Raw genomic sequence first — 15,803 nt, forward strand, 5'->3', positions numbered from 1 at the left:
CACGCTCGGGCCCGAGCTCGACGCCCCGCCGAAGGGGCGATGACGCGCCGTTTTGCACGCACAGTGAAGCAACGCACACGTGATGTGATGTGGACCCTCGGCGTTCAACGGAAAGGAACGAGCGCTCATGCGCGAGATCCTCGGAAGGCGACGCAGGCTCCGGTTCCGGCGCAAGGGGAGGTCTGCCCAGCTCGGCGCCGCCCTCACCTGCGCCACCGAGTGGCACTGGCCCGTACTCCCCGGCGTGGGACTGACGGCGGCCGGCGGCCGTGGCGACCGCGGGCGCGGCTGCGCCTGCCCCGACCCCGAGTGCGTCGTCCCCGGCGCGCACCCCTTCGACCCCGGACTCCTCGCCGCCTCCACCGACGAGCGCCTGGTCCGATGGTGGTGGTCCAACCGGCCGGACGCGCCCCTTCTGCTCGCCACCGGAGGCCGCGCCCCGTGCGCGGTCAGCCTGCCCGCCGTCGCCGGCGCGCGGGCGCTTGCCGCGCTCGACCGGATGGGCATGCGGCTCGGCCCGGTGGTGGCGACGCCGACCCGCTGGTCGCTGCTGGTCGCCCCGTACAGCCTGGAACAGCTCGGCGAACTGCTCTACGCGAAGGACAGCGTGCCCAGTTCGCTCCGCTTCCACGGCGAGGGCGGATATCTGGTGCTGCCGCCCTCGGTCGTCGGGACCGGACAGGTCCGCTGGGAGCGCGCCCCGCTCGCCGGATCGGCGACCCCCTGGCTGCCGGACGTCGAGGCGGTGGTGGACGCGCTGGTCGAGGCGAGCACCAGCGCACCGGGCGGCGGCAGCCGGCTCGCGTACTGATCCCCGCTCTCGCCTCGACCCGCCTGTCGATCTCCGTGTGATCTCCCTGCCGCAGGGTTGTCGCGGCCTTCCGTCCTCGCCTATCGCCATGGCGAGGAGGAGTGAGTATCCCCGATGGGGATATTCATCTGGCAGATCACTCGTACGGGTGTGACCGGGAGCGAGTTGTACGGGAATTGGGCGCGGGGCTCACCGGCCGCCCGCAATCCGCCGTTATCGTCGGCCTGTCGTCATGAATTCCCGGGCAGTTGCAGGTTTGGCAGGTGGGGCCACGATGAATGTCCGCACGATCCGCATGATCGGACTCGGGGCCGCCGTCGTGATCGCCGCCTGCGTTCCGCTGGCCGCCTCCGCCGGGCAGGCCGGGAACCCGCCCGGCGGAGCCCCTGACGCCGACTCCCGCCCCGGATCCTCACAGGACCCGGGGCTGCTCGGGATGATCGGCGCGCCCCGACCCGGGGCGTCCGCCCCGGCCGCCGGCGCGTCGGAAGGGCCCGCCGCCGCGGCCGCCCGCTCCAGCCGCTGCGGCCCCGAACTCACCTCGCCGGACGGGATCGAGGCGCAGACCTGCGTCATGACGGGGTCGGGCGACACGTGGGGGCGTACGTACTTCCGCAACGCGACGGGCGAGGCGCTCACAGCCGTACTGACTCTGATGGGGCCCGGCGGGCGCACGGTGCAGACGCAGTGCGCGGTGGCGGCGGGGGACGAGCCGGGCGTCTGCGAGACGCCACGCGAGCGGTCCCAGGGGCGGCCCGAGGCCTATACGGCGGTCGCCGAGTTCGCCGGAGCCGGCGAAGGGGCGGAGACTCCGCTGCTGCTGAGGGTGGGAAGCAACGGTGTGGACGCCGAGGTGAGTTGACATATTCGGGCGATGCCCGGAAACGCGAACGCCCGGTCGCTGGCGACGGGGGATGCACCAGCGACCGGGCTTCTAGAACGGTAACAAGAGATCTGCTGTTCGCAAATTCGATCTCGGATATTCGGACAGGAATTTGAGCCACGGAAGGGGAGTTGTGGCGGAAGTCACCGACCGGCTGGTCTGTCAGTGATCGTCCGCGACCCTCCGCCTCCGCCGCGCGACCCCCTGTCCGGGCGGGCCGGCGCGGCGTGACGCGGCGACTCAGCTCAGCGTCACCTGGCGGTTGGTGAGGCCGCCGCGCGCCCGGCGCTCCTCCGCGGTCAGCGGCGCGTCCGAGGCGAGCGCGGTGGCGAGCCGCTCGGCGAACTCGGCCGCCGGCTTCTCGCACTCCTCCGCGCCCATCCCGGTCGGCAGGTCCCACACCGGCACCATCAGCCCGTGCGCCCGGAAGGAGCCGACGAGACGGGTCCCCTCGCCCAGCGACGACGTACCGGCGGCGTGCAGCCGCGCGAGCGCGTCGAGAAGCCGCTCCTCGGCGTGCGGCATGACCCAGCGCAGGTGGTTCTTCTCCGGGGTCTCGCACCAGTACGCGGAGTCCACGGAGGACAGCTTGACCGTGGGGATCGCGGCGGCGTTGGCCCGCTCCAGCGAAGCGGCCACCTCGGGGGTGGAGTTCTCCGCCGACTCCGGGATCCAGAACTCGAACCCGGAGTGGACGGTCGGCGCGAAACCGGCCTCCTTGTCCAGCAGATCCTGCAGCCGCGGACCGTCGGCGGCCGCCCGCTGCGCGGCGACGGGCGTGCCGGGCTCGGCGGTCAGCGCGCGCGTGAGGGTGTCCGCGAGGTCACGGCTGAGGTCGCCGGAGGAGGTGTCGTTCTGCAGCGCGAGCAGGACGGAACCGTCGTCGCGGCGCAGCGCGGGCCAGGCCATCGGCAGGACGGTGGCGAGCGTCACCGACGGCACGCCCTCCGGGAGCCCGCCCTTCAGGGACAGCTCGGCGGTCGCGGCGGGCACCAGCTCGCGGAGCGCGACCCAGTCGCACTCGCCAGGCAGCCCCTCGAAGGGGCGCTGCACCAGCTCGGTCACGGCGTGGGCGGCCTCCCGGCCGTGGCACGCCTTGTAGCGGCGGCCCGAGCCGCACGGGCAGGGTTCGCGGGCACCCACCACGGCGATCTCGCCGTCCTTGAGCTGCGGCTTCCCGGCCTTGGTCTGGGGGCGCTTCTTGGCCATGGTGTGGCTTTCTCCCGATTACGACAGTGCTGTGTCGGGCGCGAGCCTAGCCGTAGGGAGCGGTCGCCGGTCGGCGTACGAGCCGATGGCTGGGGTGCGGATGGTGCGGGGAGCGGCGGAGGCGGGGCCGGGTGCCGGGTGGACCGGGCTGGGCCGGTCGGGCCGGGTGCCGGGTCCGGGTTCCACCCGGGGGCGGCGGGCGCTCGGCGGACCGGGCCGGGCCGAGGGTGCGTGGTGCGCCGGGGCGCGGGCGCTGGGGGACCGAGGGCCTTCGGGGGTCGCCGAAACGCCGGGCCTTGCTCCGAGCAGCCGGGCCGCGGTCGGGCGGGCCGGGATCCGGCCCCGCAGGGCCGCATGCGCCGGTCCCACCTGTTCGCGCCCCCGCCTCAGCTCTCGTACGGATCGTCGTAGGTGTCCAGGAACTCGAACCCCGGGCCGGTGACGCGCGTAGCAAAATCGTCGCGGCGGTGCCCTTCCGTCACGACCACCCAGACCGTGACCTCGCCGGCCGCGCCGTCCCGTACGCCCCAGTCCTGGGCGAGCGCGCTGATGATGTTCAGCCCGCGGCCACCGCGCGCGGTGACCGAGGGTGTGGCCGGAACAGGGCGGGTCGGGCCGCCTCCGTCCGTCACCTCGACCGTCAGGCCGCCCCGCTTGTCCAGCCGCCAGGCGGCACGGATGTCGCCGTCGCCCACATCGGCCCGGCCCAGCGGCCTGCCGTGCCGGCAGGCATTGCTGAGCAGTTCGGAAAGGATCAGTACCGCGTCGTCGACGACCGATTCGGACATGCCGCTGCGGCGCAGCTGCTCCCGCATACGGTGTCTTGCCTCACCCACGCCCGCAGGGCCATGGGGTACGGCCATGCTCGACGACGTGGGCACCTCCTGTGCCACCACCAACGCCACCCCCGAGACCTCCTTCGCCCCACGCCACGGTGTGGATGCCCCAATGGACTGGACCGGAAACCGGCCAGTACGCCTCCGGTGACGCACTCGTGACGATCGAATACGGTCCGAACGCGCCGGGGCACACCCTGTTACCAGAGGGGCGGGTGTGACGCCGTGGGCGAGGGTTGGCGAGTGTTACAGGCGTCCCAGCTGGGTGAGGACCTGCTTCGGCCGGTTCGTGATGATCGCCTCGACGCCGAGCCGGGAGCAGAGCTCCACGTCTTCCGGTTCGTCCACGGTCCATACATGGACCTGGTGGCCGGCCTGCTGGAGGCGGAGGATCAGCGCGGGATGGTGACGGACGATCCGCATCGAGGGGCCGGCGATCCGGGCACCGGCCGGCAGCCTCGCGTCACGCAGTCTCGGGGTGACGAACTGGGCCAGGTAGACCGTGGGCAGGGTGGGCGACGCCGCCGCGATCCGGTGCAGCGAACGCGCGGAGAAGCTCATGACGCGGACCGGCGAGCTGCCCGGCGCGGGGTCGGCGAGATTGAACCGCTTCAGCTGCTGGAGCAGCTTCTCCTCCACCTGTCCGGCCCAGCGGGTCGGGTGCTTGGTCTCGATGGCCAGCTCGACGCGGCGGCCGGCGTCGGCCACCAGCTCCAGGAGCCGCTCCAGGGTCAGTACGGAGGTGAGCTCCGGGTCCCCCCGGTCCGGGCTCTCGCTGGAGTCCTCGCGCCCCTTCCAGGTGCCGAAGTCCAGCGCGGCGAGATCGGCGAGCTCCAGCGCGGAGACGGCTCCACGGCCGTTGGACGTACGGTTGACGCGGCGGTCGTGGACACAGACGAGATGACCGTCGGCCGTGAGCCGCACATCGCACTCGAGGGCGTCGGCGCCGTCCTCGATCGCTTTCATGTACGCGGCAAGGGTGTGTTCCGGCGCGTCCTCGGAGGCGCCTCGGTGGGCGACGACTTGAATCGTGTGCTGCCGTGCGTGGGTCACGGCGTCATGGTGCCATTGGCGGATGGGACACCCCTACGGAGGTGTCCGTTCTGTCGGATATAAGGAATGAGGTCCGGACGCACAGCTCCCGCTTACAGTGGCCTGACGGCCAGTGGGAAAAGCTGACCGCAGACGAGACTTCCGTCATCACTGTCCGTCGACCAGTGCGACGCCCGTACGGCGACCCGCACGACGACCAGTGCGACAACCTGTGCAGTGAACCGAGGAGAGAGAGCTGTGAGCACCGAGAACGAGGGCACGGCGGTTCCGGCGGACCCGACTGCCCCGTCCGCACCGCCTGCACCTCCCGTCCCTGCCGCCCCCGCCGTCCCCCCGGCGCCTCCCGCCTCGCCCGCGCCGTCGGCGCCCGCCGCTCCGGTCGAGTCCGCGGATCCTGCCGGGCCGGTGGCGGCCTCCGGGGCCGAGGAGCCCGCCACTGCGCCGATGCCGGTGACACCCCCCGCTCCGCACACCCAGGGCGGCGAAGGCTGGCCGCCGCCCCCGCCCGCACAGCCCGCGTACGCCGCAGGCGGCGCCGGGGGCCCCGTGTGGGGCGCGCCCCACACCGCCGCGGCTCCCCCGTCCCCGGGCCGCCGCGGCGGGCTGGTCGCGGCCGTTCTCGCGGCCGCACTGGTCGCGGGCGGCGTCGGCGGCGGCATCGGCTACTGGGCCGCCGAGCGTGGCGACAACGCGATCAGTTCGACCACGGTCTCCTCCGGAGACTCCCCGGCCGACTTCAAGCGCGACCCCGGTACGGTCGCCGGCGTCGCCCACCAGGCGCTGCCGAGCGTGGTCACGATCAAGGCGAAGTCCGGTGGCGCCGACGGCGAGGGCGAGGGCGGTACGGGCACCGGCACCGGCTTCGTCTACGACAAGGAAGGCCACATCCTCACCAACAACCACGTGGTGGCCTCGGCGGCGGAGGGCGGCACGCTCTCGGCGACCTTCTCCGACGGCAAGACGTACGACGCGGAGGTCATCGGCCGGGCCCAGGGCTACGACGTCGCCGTGCTGAAGCTGAAGAAGGCGCCCGCAGGTCTGGCCCCGCTGCCGCTCGGCGACTCCGACAAGGTGGCCGTCGGCGACGCGACGATCGCGATCGGCGCCCCCTTCGGCCTGTCCAACACGGTCACCACGGGCATCATCAGCGCCAAGAACCGCCCGGTCGCCTCCGGTGACGGCTCCGGCGCCAAGAACTCGTACATGAGCGCCCTGCAGACCGACGCCTCGATCAACCCGGGCAACTCCGGCGGTCCGCTGCTCAACGCGCGCGGTGCGGTCATCGGCATCAACTCCGCGATCCAGTCGGCGGGCAACGGCTTCGGCCAGTCGCAGGCGGGCTCGATCGGTCTTGGCTTCGCGATCCCGGTGAACCAGGCGAAGAACGTCGCCGAGCAGCTGATCAAGACGGGACAGCCGGTGTACCCGGTCATCGGCGCGACGGTGAACATGACGGACAAGGGCGCCGGCGCCACCATCGCCGACCAGGGCGCGGGCGGCACACCGTCGGTCCCGGCCGGCGGCCCGGCGGCGAAGGCCGGTCTGAAGCCGGGCGACGTCATCGTCCGCTTCGGCGACAAGCAGATCGACAGCGGCCCGACCCTGATCAGCGAGATCTGGACCCACAAGCCGGGCGACACGGTCAAGCTGACCTACGAGCGCGGCGGCAAGGAATCCACGGTCGACGTCACCCTGGGCCAGCGCAAGGGCGACAGCTGACCACCCACCACATGACCGGATAGGCTGTCCCCGCGTCACCCCGACAGGGGGTGGAGCGGGGTGGGTTGCCCGAGCGGCCTATGGGAACGGTCTTGAAAACCGTGATCAGGTTCGCCGTCGGATTCGGGTCGACCGCGCGAACATTCCGCAGCTGGGAAAGCTGCACTTGAGAGGGGCTGCCGAGCAGATCGGCAGCCCCTTCGACGTGTCCGGCTGTCCGCGGTGTCCCACCTGGCTGCAGGGTGGATCAGTGTGTGTGGCCAGCTCGTGGCCACCCGGGGGCGGTCTGGAGTTCCCCGAATCGGCAGCAATCCCAGCGCCCGGCCCACCCCACTAGTGTGACTGAGCAGCAACTTTGACTGATAGTCATGTGCTGGTGAATGCCAAGACGAACGTAAGATCAGAGAGTTTGCTTCTTGATCAACTAGCGAAAGAGACTCTCGTGAGTTCTGGTATACGTGCGGCTGTCATCGGTGCAACCGCGGCCGCGATGCTCGGCCTGGGCACGGTTCCGGCATACGCGGGTGGTGCGACCTCATGCCCCAGTGACGGCTGGATCACCAAGGGGGGCCGGTGCACCAAGATGTCCAACGGCATCCTGTCCGCCTACACCACCAATACGGGCAACTACATCAAGGTGAACTACTACCGCACGGGCGGCGGTGCCCTCACGGCAAAGCTTGGCTATGAGCGCCACAGTGCCAACAACTGGTGGGGGTTCCAGAACATGAACAGTGTGCCCTTCCACTACGAACAGTCCACGGGGCTCACCGCGAGCTGCAGCGCAATCATCGGCAAGCTCTACACCAGTGGTGGCGCTACCTACACGACGCCAGCCGCCCAGCCCTGCTAAAGGGCCGGCACGCTGCCAGGGCCTGCATCGCTCCTAGCCCGCTGGGGTCGATGCGGGCCCTTCCTACGAACAGGCACCTTAAGTGATCAAAGCCGTCTTTCAGGACCATCTCGCCTTTCTCGCGTTCGCCATCTCCGTGACCCTCGTCGTCGGTGCTGCCGTGGGCCTCGCTACCGCCCGGCGCCTTGGTCGTGCACGCGGGGCTCTCTACGGGTTGTGGGCCTCCTCGACCATCGGGCCCATCTTTCTCACGACCTGGGGCGGGAGCGGGATCCTCACCTACCAGTGCAGCATCAACCCCGCTGTGACCGAGGCGTTGACGACGACGCAGGGGCAACTCAACGTCCTCCTCTTCGCCCCTTTCGGCCTGTTCGCGGTCCTGGCTACCCGACGGCCGTTGTTTGGTGCCCTAGGCGGTGTTCTGTTCACCGCGACGGTGGAGACCGCCCAGGCCACTCTCCTCTTCATCACCCGTCTCTGTGACACCGACGATCTGTTCACCAACACTGTTGGCGTCCTCATAGGCGCAGCCATGGGAGCCCTCATAGGCCGCAGAGTCAACAACGGCAAGCCTCTTGATCAGATCGTGGTCCGGCGTGCTGCCATCTCCGGCGTCGCTACCTCGTTGCTCATCGCCTTGACGTGGGCCACGGCTATTGAGCCGGTGCGCGCTGTTCTGCCCACAGAGGCGCCTACGGCGAGCGCGCAGCACGTTCAGGCGCTCAACACGGCACTCAAGGAGGCGTTCAACGGCACCTACACCGTCGACAAGGCGAACGTCCACAACAACATTGGCGGCCCCAGCACGATCAACGCGCCTCTGCCAGGGGGCTTTGCCGAGTTGACCTGGCCGGATCGCGAGAAGCTTACGGTCCACTTCACGCCGACTGGTCAGGGTGAGGGAACGCACGCCTACTGGATTCCGGGGGGCAGCCGCCCAGTGCGCACGGCGGAGGAGGCCCGCTCTGTAGCAACCGTCTTCGCTCAGCGCTATGCGCCCTGGGCGCTGCTCGACTCGAACGTCAAGGTCTGGCCGGTTGATTCAAGTGCGAAGGACCTCGGCTGGGTCGTCGAATGGCGCCGCTGGCAGGGCAAGCTTCTCATGCCGATGCGCCTGGACATCCTGATCGAACCGTCTGGCCGCATGACCGACCTCATCGCCCGACATGTCGATGACCCCACGCTCCCCCAGGCCGTCATTAGTGAGGACGTGGCATGGAAGAAGTTCGAAACCAGTCATCAGCTCAAGCCCGGCCAGAGCCAGCGTGAAAAGCCCGTCTACCTGGTCGAGCGGCACGGAGACGAGTGGCGAGTCCACTGGCGTCTGGCAGCCCGCAGAGGTGACACGTTGCTGTCGGCCACGGTGGATGCCACTTCAGGTGACGTCCGGAACGCGGTAGAAGCTCCGGCTGGCGGCCAGCCTCCTGTTGCGAGAGGGTAACGGTCCCTGAAGTCTGCGATCGGCTTTCTGGGACGGATACGGGTTGATGAGAGAGTATTTCCGCATCTCGGGGGAACCTCACGGTCTTCTCCGGGATGGTGTGCCGGATGCCTCGGCGACGTAGGAATTCGCGGACATGGCCGTTGCTGTATGCCTTGTCGGCCGCAGGCCGCGGGCGGGGCCGGGGAGCCACTGGTCGTTTACGCGCCTTCTGCGGCCAGTCAATGGACCTGTGGCCACCCTCTGGCCGGGCCACCCCGCCCGGTGCGCCCAGCCGGTAGGCTGTAGCCCGCTCCGCAGCAGGCGAAGTGGGGCGCAGGTGGGTTGCCCGAGCGGCCTAAGGGAACGGTCTTGAAAACCGTCGTGGCGCGAGTCACCGTGGGTTCAAATCCCACACCCACCGCGTGCCGGTCAGCATGAGTGCTGGTCGTAAGGGGTGCTCCTGAAAAGGGGCGCCCCTTTTTCGTCGTTCCGGCCGTGCCGCGGCGGGGAGTTCAGGCGTCGCCGGTGGGGTGTGGGCGGGCCGTCATGCGGGCCGCCGAGGCGATCGTGGCGCGGGCCTCGCGTTCGGTGAGGCCGGTGCGGAGGGCGGCCGTGGTGAGGGCCGGGGCGAGGGTGTCGCCGATGCCGTTCTCGTAGGCGCGGCAGGCCGCCCAGAACAGGCGGGTGTTGCGCTGGCCCTCGTGTGCCGCGAGGACGAAGTGGATCAGTCCCTGCCCTTGGGGCGGGTGCGGGGACGCGGGGTGGTGCGGGCGCGCGGGGGGCGCGATCAGGCGGAGCAGCGCGCGGGGGCAGGGCGCAAGAGGGAGATCGGCGGTGCCGGGGGCGAGGCGGTAGGCGCCGTGGGCGGTGACGGAGCCGGGGCCGACGAGGTAGCCACCGGCGCCGCGGATGTCGATGCCCGGGGCCAGGCGGCTCGCGGAGTTCGGGACGACGGTGTCGGGCGGGCCGGTCAGCCAGAGGTGGCGGCCGCCGCTGGGGGTGAGGACCGTGACCGTGGGCGGCAGCGTGAACAGATGCCGCAGCGCCAGGTGCTGGAGGGCCGCGAGGGAGTCCGTGGAGGACTTGGTGTCGAGGTCGACGCCGATGAGGTGGTGCGGGGGCCGGCCGCAGGCGATGCCGTAGCCGGTGGCCCAGGGCGCGGCGGCGAACAGGGCCCGTACGGCGGCGGGGTCGGTGGTGGCGTCATGGACGCCGTGCCCCGGGCGGCCGCACTCGCCCCGGCAGGCGGAGGGCTCGCTTTCGTCGCGGTGCGGGGTGGGCAGGGCGGGGAGCTTGGTCGGGGACAGGGGGATGACGGGGAGCCCGCGCTCGGCGGCGGAGAGCGCGTGGGCGAGGGCCAGGGTGGCGATGTGCCGGTCGTGAGTGGCCATGGCTCCATCTTCGTACAACTGTTCGAAGATGGGAAGGGGGGAAGATTGGCTGAAAATGTGCCGAAACGCTTCACCCCTGGTAATGGCCCGTTTCCTTGGCCGAAACGCGCTGAGCTGCGGGTTCGGCGCGGCAAAGGGGGTTTATCGACTTGTTCTCACGCTTGAGAGGGAATCGGGTGGTGAGGGGTGGTTCGCCGGGGATTCGGTGGGCAACTCTGGAGTCGCGACGTCGTGAACTCGACCGAGGCGGTCGGCCAGCTGCCTTGGATCAAGCCCTACTTCCTTACCGTTCCTGGAGGAACACACATGGCAAGCATCCGTACCGCCCGCGTCATCGCCGCTGTCGCCGCTCTCCCGCTGACCGCCGCGCTCTTCGCGGGGGTCGCCCAGGCCGACAACGGCGCTCTCGCGGACGACGGATCGAACGCGACCGTGGCCTCGATCGTGGGCAGCGGAGTCGGCAACGACAACAACGGCAACTCGACCACCACCCAGCAGGTGGCCAGTGGTGCCGGCGCCTCCAACCAGGCCAACACGGCCAGCGTGAACGGTTCCGGTTTCACGGCGATCGACCAGGACAACGCCGTCGTGACCTTCACGAACCTCTGGTAAGGACCGGCCCGACGGGGGGCACGTCTGTGAGGTGAACAGCGGCCTGTGCGGCGGTGCTTCGGCATCGGCGCACAGGCTGTTCCCATGTGCCCGCGAGCCCGCCGCCCGTCCCGCCGCCTCGTCCCGGCGCCGCGCCTCTTGACTCCGCCGCTATTTCTGACGGACAGTCAGAAATCTTGACTGGTCCGTCCGAGAGGCCCCGCCGTGCACCTCGCCCCGACCGAACGGCAGCTACGGCTGCGCTCCGAACTCCGCGCCTACTTCCGCACTCTGCTGCCGGACGGGCCACCACCCGCCGACGACACGGCCGATCAGCGCCGACTGCTGCGCCGGATCGGCGCCGACGGCCTCCTCGGCCTCGGCTGGCCCGAGGAGTACGGAGGGCAGGGCAGGGGCGCCGACGAGCAGTTCGTCTTCTTCTACGAGGCCTACCGCGCGGGCGCACCCGTCTCCATGGTCACCCTCAACACCGTCGGCCCCACCCTCATGGCATACGGCACCGAGGAGCAGAAGGCGTACTTCCTCCCCCGGATCCTGCGGGGCGAGACCGTATTCGCCATCGGCTACAGCGAGCCCGAGGCCGGCACGGACCTCGCGGCGCTGCGCACCCGCGCCGTACGCGACGGCGACGACTGGCTGATCGACGGACAGAAGGTCTTCACCTCCAACGCCCACAACGCCGACTGGATCTGGCTCGCCTGCCGCACCGACCCGGACGCCCCCAAGCACCGGGGCATCTCCATCGTGCTCGTGCCCACCGGCTCACCCGGCTTCTCCTGGACGCCGATCCACACGGTCGGCGGGCTGATGACCACCGCGACGTACTACGACGCCGTCCGCGTCCCCGTGGGGAACCTCGTCGGCGAGGAGAACGGCGGCTGGGGGCTCATCACCAACCAGCTCAACCACGAACGGGTGGCGCTGGCCGCGATCGGCATGCAGGCCGAGGACTTCTACGCGTCGGCGCTCGCCCGGGCCCGCACCCCCGATCCAGTGACGGGGAGGCGGCGCATTGACGAGCCGTGGGTGCGGATCCGGGCCGCCGAGGCCCACGCCCGGCTGGCGGCGACACGCCTGCTCAACTGGCGTCTTGTGGGGGCGGCAGGCGCTGGCGGGCCCGACCCGGGCGAGGCGAGCGGCGTGAAGTTCGCGGGAACCGAATCGGCGGTCGCGGTGTATCGAATATGTCAGGAGATCGCGGGGGAGGCGGCGCTCGTCCGGGCCGGATCGCCAGGAGCGCTCGGGGCGGGCACGGCCGGGGACGGCGAGCTCGAGCGGATGAACCGCGCCGCGCAGATCAACACCTTCGGGGGCGGGGTGAGCGAGGTGCAGCGGGAGATCGTCGCGACGATGCGGCTCGGCATGCGGAGCGCGAAGACCATGAAAGATGTGAAGACCGTGCAGAGGGGGCGGCGGTGACGGAGCTCTACGAACAGCTGACGACGTACGAGGGGCGGCCGACTTCCACCTCGGGCGTCGGCAAGGACCTCGTCAACACCCCCATGATCAGGCACTGGTGCGAGGCCATGGGGGACACGAACCCGGCGTACGACGGACCGGGGGCCGTCGCCCCGCCGACGATGCTCCAGGCGTGGACGATGGGGGGCCTGTCCGGCCACACGGACCGTTCGGGGGCGTACGACGAGCTGTCCGCCCTGCTCGACGGCGCCGGATACACCTCGATCGTCGCCACGGACTGCGAGCAGGAGTATCTGAGACCGCTGCGGCCCGGCGACCGGATCACCTTCGACGCGGTGATCGAATCGGTCTCGCCCCGCAAGACGACCAAGCTCGGCACCGGCCACTTCGTCACGACCCGGATGGACATCAGGGCCGACGGACAGCTCGCCGGGACGCATCGCTTCCGCATTCTCAAGTACGCGCCCGCCGCCCGGGAACCGAAGGGCACCCGGCCCCGGCCGGTGATCAACCGCGACAACGCCGGATTCTGGGAGGGCGTCGGCCGGCACCGTCTGCTGATCCAGCGCTGCGGCGGCTGCGGGACGCTGCGCCTGCCCTGGCTGCCGGGGTGCAACGACTGCGGCTCCCCGGAGTGGGACACCGTCGAGGCCTGCGGCGCCGGCACCGTCTACTCGTACGTTGTCATGCACCACCCGCCCTTCCCCGCCTTCGACCCGCCCTACGCGGTGGCCCTGATCGAGCTCGCCGAAGGCGTACGGATGATCAGCAACGTGGTCGGTGTGCCGTACGACAAGGTTCGCATCGGGATGCCCGTCCAACTGGAATTCCTCCGCGTCGATCCCGAGTTGGAGCTGCCCGTCTTCCGAGGAGGCGAGGTCTGACATGGACTTCACGCCCACGGAGGAACAGACCGCGGCCCAGCGGCTGGCCGCGCGGATCTTCACCGACCTGTCCACCCACGAACAGCTCAAGGCCGCCGGGACCGGCAGCGACAGCGAGCTGTGGAAGGCGCTGTGCGGGGCCGGACTCGTCGAGGCCGTGGAAGCCACCGGACTCCTCGGACTGGTCCTCCTCCTCGAGGAACAGGGCCGGACCACCGCGCAGGTGCCCTTCGCGGCGAGCTGCGTGTACGGAATCCTCGCCGTCACCCGGCACGGCACCGACGCACAGCGCGAGCGGCTGCTTCCCGCCCTGCGCGACGGGTCGGCCGTCGTGACCGGGGCGTTCCCGGCACGGCCCGCCGTCAGGGCGGTGCCCGCCGGCACCGGCACTGGTGTCGCGGCTGGGAGTGGGGAGACCGGGGCGAGGACCGCGCGGCTGAGCGGCACGGTCGACCAGGTGCCCTGGCTGCGGGACGCCACCCATGTCCTCGTCCCCGACCAGGACCACACCTTGTGGCTCGTACGGACCGAGGACGCCGGCGTCGAGCCTGTCGAACTCACCGCCCCCTGGTCGGCGGGACGGCTCGTCCTCGACGGCGCCCCCGGCGAACGACTGGGATCCGAGCGCATGGTGTCCGAGCGCCCGGGATCCGGCCGGGCCTACGAGGACGTGCAAGCCGCCGCCCGCATCGCGTTCGCCGGCCTCCAGGCCGGAGTCTGCGCCGGCTCACTCGCCCACGCCGTCGCCCACACCACCACCCGCGAACAGTTCGGACGCCCGCTCTCCACCCACCAGGGCGTACTGCTCCGGGCCGCCGACGCCCACATGGACACCGAAGCCATCCGCGTCACCGCCTACGAGGCCGCCTGGAGGTACGACGAAGGGCTGCCCTGGGAGGAGGCCGCGCTCACCACCGCCTGGTGGGCCTCCGAAGCGGGCACCCGGGTCGTCCACACGGGACAGCACCTCCACGGCGGCCTCGGGGCCGACCTGGACCACCCTGTCCACCGGCACTTCCTGTGGGGACGCCAGCTCGACGCCCACCTCGGCCACGCCACCGAACTCCTCGCCGAGCTCGGCGACGCGATCGCGAAGGGAGGAGACCGATGAGAGTCGGCGACCGACTGCCACCCCTGGAGATCCCGATCACCCGCACGCTGATCGTCGCCGGAGCCATCGCCTCCCGCGACTACCAGGACGTGCACCACGACGCCGAGCTGGCCCGGCAGAAGGGCTCCCCGGACATCTTCATGAACATCCTGACCACCAACGGCCTGGTCGGCCGCTACATCACCGACCACTTCGGCCCCGGGGCCGTCCTGCGCAAGGTCGCCATCCGGCTCGGCGCGCCCAACTATCCCGGCGACACGATGACCCTGACCGGCACGGTCACCGACCTCGACGGAGCCACCGCCCAGGTCCGCGTCGTCGGTGCCAACGGCCTCGGCCACCACGTCACCGGCACCGTCACCCTCACCCTGCCCGAGGAGGCGGGCTCATGAGCGTCCGCAACCGCGACTCCCTCGGCGGCCGGGCCGCCATCGCCGGCATCGGTGCGACCGCCTTCACCAAGGACTCCGGGCGCAGCGAGCTGAAGCTCGCCGTCGAAGCCGTGCACGCCGCCCTCGACGACGCCGGGCTCACCCCCTCCGACGTCGACGGCATGGTCACCTTCACCATGGACACCAGCCCCGAGATCACCGTCGCCCAGGCCGCCGGCATCGGCGAGCTGTCCTTCTTCTCCCGTATCCACTACGGCGGCGGAGCCGCCTGCGCCACGGTCCAGCAGGCGGCGCTCGCCGTGGCGACCGGAGTGGCCGAAGTCGTCGTCTGCTACCGCGCCTTCAACGAACGCTCCGGCCGCCGCTTCGGCTCCGGCGTCCAGCGGCGCGAGCCGTCGGCGGAAGGCGCCGCGCTCGGCTGGCAGCTGCCGTTCGGGCTGCTCACCCCGGCCTCCTGGGTGGCCATGGCCGCCCAGCGGTATCTGCACACATACGGGCTGACCACCGAGGCCTTCGGGCACGTCGCCGTCATCGACCGTCGCCACGCGGCCACCAACCCGGCCGCCTACTTCCACGGGAAGCCGATCACCCTCGCCGACCATGCCGCCTCACGGTGGATCGTGGAGCCCCTGCGGCTCCTCGACTGCTGCCAGGAGACCGACGGCGGCCAGGCGATCGTCGTCACCACCCCCGAGCGGGCCCGGGACCTGAGGCATCCCCCCGCGCTGATCGCCGCAGCCGCCCAGGGCGCCGGACGCCGCCAGGAGGCGATGACCAGCTTCTACCGCGACGGGCTCACCGGCCTCCCCGAGATGGGCGTGGTCGCCCGCCAGCTCTGGCGGACCTCAGGGCTGGCCCCGGCCGACATCGACGTGGGCATCCTCTACGACCACTTCACCCCGTTCGTGCTGATGCAGCTGGAGGAGTTCGGGTTCTGCGCACCGGGCGAGGCGGCCGGCTTCGTCAAGGACGACGCGCTGCCGCTCAACACCCACGGCGGACAGCTCGGCGAGGCCTATCTGCACGGGATGAACGGAATCGCCGAGGCCGTCCGCCAAGTCCGCGGCACATCGGTGAACCAGATACCCGGCGCGGCCAGGACGCTGGTCACGGCCGGCACCGGAGTCCCCACCTCCGGGCTGATCCTGGCCGCGGACGGCTGAGACACGAGCCGCATACGACCCCGAGAACCCTGAGCCTCCCTCCA

The 15,803-nt window shown here is 70.9% G+C and carries 15 protein-coding genes and 1 tRNA gene; 12 read left to right on the plus strand and 4 right to left on the minus strand.

Going from position 1 to position 15,803, the window contains the following annotated elements; genetic code table 11:
• The first annotated feature begins 127 nt into the window (after positions 1-127).
• Both IEZ01_RS06645 and IEZ01_RS06650 read left to right on the plus strand, forming a co-directional pair.
• Entirely contained in the window at positions 128-811 is a 684-nt protein-coding gene (locus IEZ01_RS06645) for a bifunctional DNA primase/polymerase (RefSeq protein WP_019887769.1), read from the plus strand.
• A gap of 274 nt (positions 812-1,085) precedes the next feature.
• Positions 1,086-1,673, plus strand: coding sequence for a hypothetical protein (locus IEZ01_RS06650; protein ID WP_189200418.1), 588 nt, complete (start codon positions 1,086-1,088; stop codon positions 1,671-1,673).
• A gap of 261 nt (positions 1,674-1,934) precedes the next feature.
• Here IEZ01_RS06650 and IEZ01_RS06655 read toward each other — a convergent pair whose 3' ends face one another.
• From IEZ01_RS06655 to IEZ01_RS06665, 3 genes are all read right to left on the minus strand, one after another.
• Positions 1,935-2,903 (minus strand): DUF5926 family protein, encoded by a 969-nt coding sequence (locus tag IEZ01_RS06655; RefSeq protein ID WP_019887767.1) that lies wholly within the window; start codon positions 2,901-2,903, stop codon positions 1,935-1,937.
• A gap of 386 nt (positions 2,904-3,289) precedes the next feature.
• Positions 3,290-3,895: an ATP-binding protein gene (locus IEZ01_RS06660; RefSeq protein WP_078513338.1), complete on the minus strand. Its 606-nt coding sequence runs from the start codon at positions 3,893-3,895 to the stop codon at positions 3,290-3,292.
• Positions 3,896-3,985: 90 nt separating this feature from the next.
• Entirely contained in the window at positions 3,986-4,792 is an 807-nt protein-coding gene (locus IEZ01_RS06665; protein WP_189200420.1) for a glycerophosphodiester phosphodiesterase, read from the minus strand.
• 237 nt (positions 4,793-5,029) lie between these two features.
• Here IEZ01_RS06665 and IEZ01_RS06670 point away from each other — a divergent pair, with 237 nt between their 5' ends.
• The 4 genes from IEZ01_RS06670 to IEZ01_RS06685 all read left to right on the plus strand — a co-directional run bounded on the left by IEZ01_RS06670 (position 5,030) and on the right by IEZ01_RS06685 (position 9,208).
• Positions 5,030-6,511, plus strand: a complete 1,482-nt coding sequence (locus IEZ01_RS06670; protein ID WP_189200422.1) for a S1C family serine protease — start codon at positions 5,030-5,032, stop codon at positions 6,509-6,511.
• A gap of 442 nt (positions 6,512-6,953) precedes the next feature.
• On the plus strand, positions 6,954-7,364 hold the full coding sequence (locus IEZ01_RS06675; protein ID WP_189200424.1) for a hypothetical protein: 411 nt from the start codon (positions 6,954-6,956) through the stop codon (positions 7,362-7,364).
• Between the two features lie 82 nt (positions 7,365-7,446).
• On the plus strand, positions 7,447-8,805 hold the full coding sequence (locus tag IEZ01_RS06680; protein ID WP_189200426.1) for a VanZ family protein: 1,359 nt from the start codon (positions 7,447-7,449) through the stop codon (positions 8,803-8,805).
• 318 nt (positions 8,806-9,123) lie between these two features.
• Positions 9,124-9,208: transfer RNA gene (locus IEZ01_RS06685), tRNA-Ser, on the plus strand.
• 91 nt (positions 9,209-9,299) lie between these two features.
• On the opposite strand, the gene IEZ01_RS06690 is transcribed toward IEZ01_RS06685, so the two are convergent.
• The gene (locus IEZ01_RS06690) at positions 9,300-10,178 is read right to left on the minus strand and encodes a bifunctional DNA primase/polymerase (protein ID WP_019887762.1); all 879 of its coding nucleotides are present in this window, start codon (positions 10,176-10,178) and stop codon (positions 9,300-9,302) included.
• Positions 10,179-10,484: 306 nt separating this feature from the next.
• Here IEZ01_RS06690 and IEZ01_RS06695 point away from each other — a divergent pair, with 306 nt between their 5' ends.
• The 6 genes from IEZ01_RS06695 (at position 10,485) to IEZ01_RS06720 (ending at position 15,759) form a co-directional block, all read left to right on the plus strand.
• Positions 10,485-10,790, plus strand: coding sequence for a hypothetical protein (locus tag IEZ01_RS06695; protein ID WP_189200428.1), 306 nt, complete (start codon positions 10,485-10,487; stop codon positions 10,788-10,790).
• A 204-nt stretch (positions 10,791-10,994) separates the two neighbouring features.
• Entirely contained in the window at positions 10,995-12,209 is a 1,215-nt protein-coding gene (locus IEZ01_RS06700; protein WP_019887759.1) for an acyl-CoA dehydrogenase family protein, read from the plus strand.
• The gene (locus IEZ01_RS06705) at positions 12,206-13,093 is read left to right on the plus strand and encodes a bifunctional MaoC family dehydratase N-terminal/OB-fold nucleic acid binding domain-containing protein (RefSeq protein ID WP_019887758.1); all 888 of its coding nucleotides are present in this window, start codon (positions 12,206-12,208) and stop codon (positions 13,091-13,093) included. The genes IEZ01_RS06700 and IEZ01_RS06705 overlap by 4 nt, the downstream gene beginning before the upstream one ends.
• Position 13,094: 1 nt before the next feature.
• Entirely contained in the window at positions 13,095-14,204 is a 1,110-nt protein-coding gene (locus IEZ01_RS06710) for an acyl-CoA dehydrogenase family protein (RefSeq protein WP_189200430.1), read from the plus strand.
• Positions 14,201-14,596: a MaoC family dehydratase gene (locus IEZ01_RS06715; RefSeq protein ID WP_019887754.1), complete on the plus strand. Its 396-nt coding sequence runs from the start codon at positions 14,201-14,203 to the stop codon at positions 14,594-14,596. Before IEZ01_RS06710 ends, IEZ01_RS06715 begins: the two co-directional genes overlap by 4 nt.
• The gene (locus tag IEZ01_RS06720) at positions 14,593-15,759 is read left to right on the plus strand and encodes a lipid-transfer protein (RefSeq protein WP_019887753.1); all 1,167 of its coding nucleotides are present in this window, start codon (positions 14,593-14,595) and stop codon (positions 15,757-15,759) included. The genes IEZ01_RS06715 and IEZ01_RS06720 overlap by 4 nt, the downstream gene beginning before the upstream one ends.
• The last annotated feature ends 44 nt before the right edge of the window (positions 15,760-15,803 follow it).

The sequence above is a fragment of the Streptomyces purpureus genome (genome assembly GCF_014648195.1).
Lineage (GTDB): Bacteria > Actinomycetota > Actinomycetes > Streptomycetales > Streptomycetaceae > Streptomyces > Streptomyces purpureus.

What these genes read in the sequence shown, in the direction of transcription:
- IEZ01_RS06690 (WP_019887762.1), bottom strand. Translation starts at nt 10,178, where the DNA reads ATGGCCACTCACGACCGGCACATCGCCACCCTGGCCCTCGCCCACGCG.
- IEZ01_RS06645 (WP_019887769.1), top strand. Translation starts at nt 128, where the DNA reads ATGCGCGAGATCCTCGGAAGGCGACGCAGGCTCCGGTTCCGGCGCAAG.
- IEZ01_RS06710 (WP_189200430.1), top strand. Translation starts at nt 13,095, where the DNA reads ATGGACTTCACGCCCACGGAGGAACAGACCGCGGCCCAGCGGCTGGCC.
- IEZ01_RS06720 (WP_019887753.1), top strand. Translation starts at nt 14,593, where the DNA reads ATGAGCGTCCGCAACCGCGACTCCCTCGGCGGCCGGGCCGCCATCGCC.
- IEZ01_RS06715 (WP_019887754.1), top strand. Translation starts at nt 14,201, where the DNA reads ATGAGAGTCGGCGACCGACTGCCACCCCTGGAGATCCCGATCACCCGC.
- IEZ01_RS06695 (WP_189200428.1), top strand. Translation starts at nt 10,485, where the DNA reads ATGGCAAGCATCCGTACCGCCCGCGTCATCGCCGCTGTCGCCGCTCTC.
- IEZ01_RS06650 (WP_189200418.1), top strand. Translation starts at nt 1,086, where the DNA reads ATGAATGTCCGCACGATCCGCATGATCGGACTCGGGGCCGCCGTCGTG.
- IEZ01_RS06655 (WP_019887767.1), bottom strand. Translation starts at nt 2,903, where the DNA reads ATGGCCAAGAAGCGCCCCCAGACCAAGGCCGGGAAGCCGCAGCTCAAG.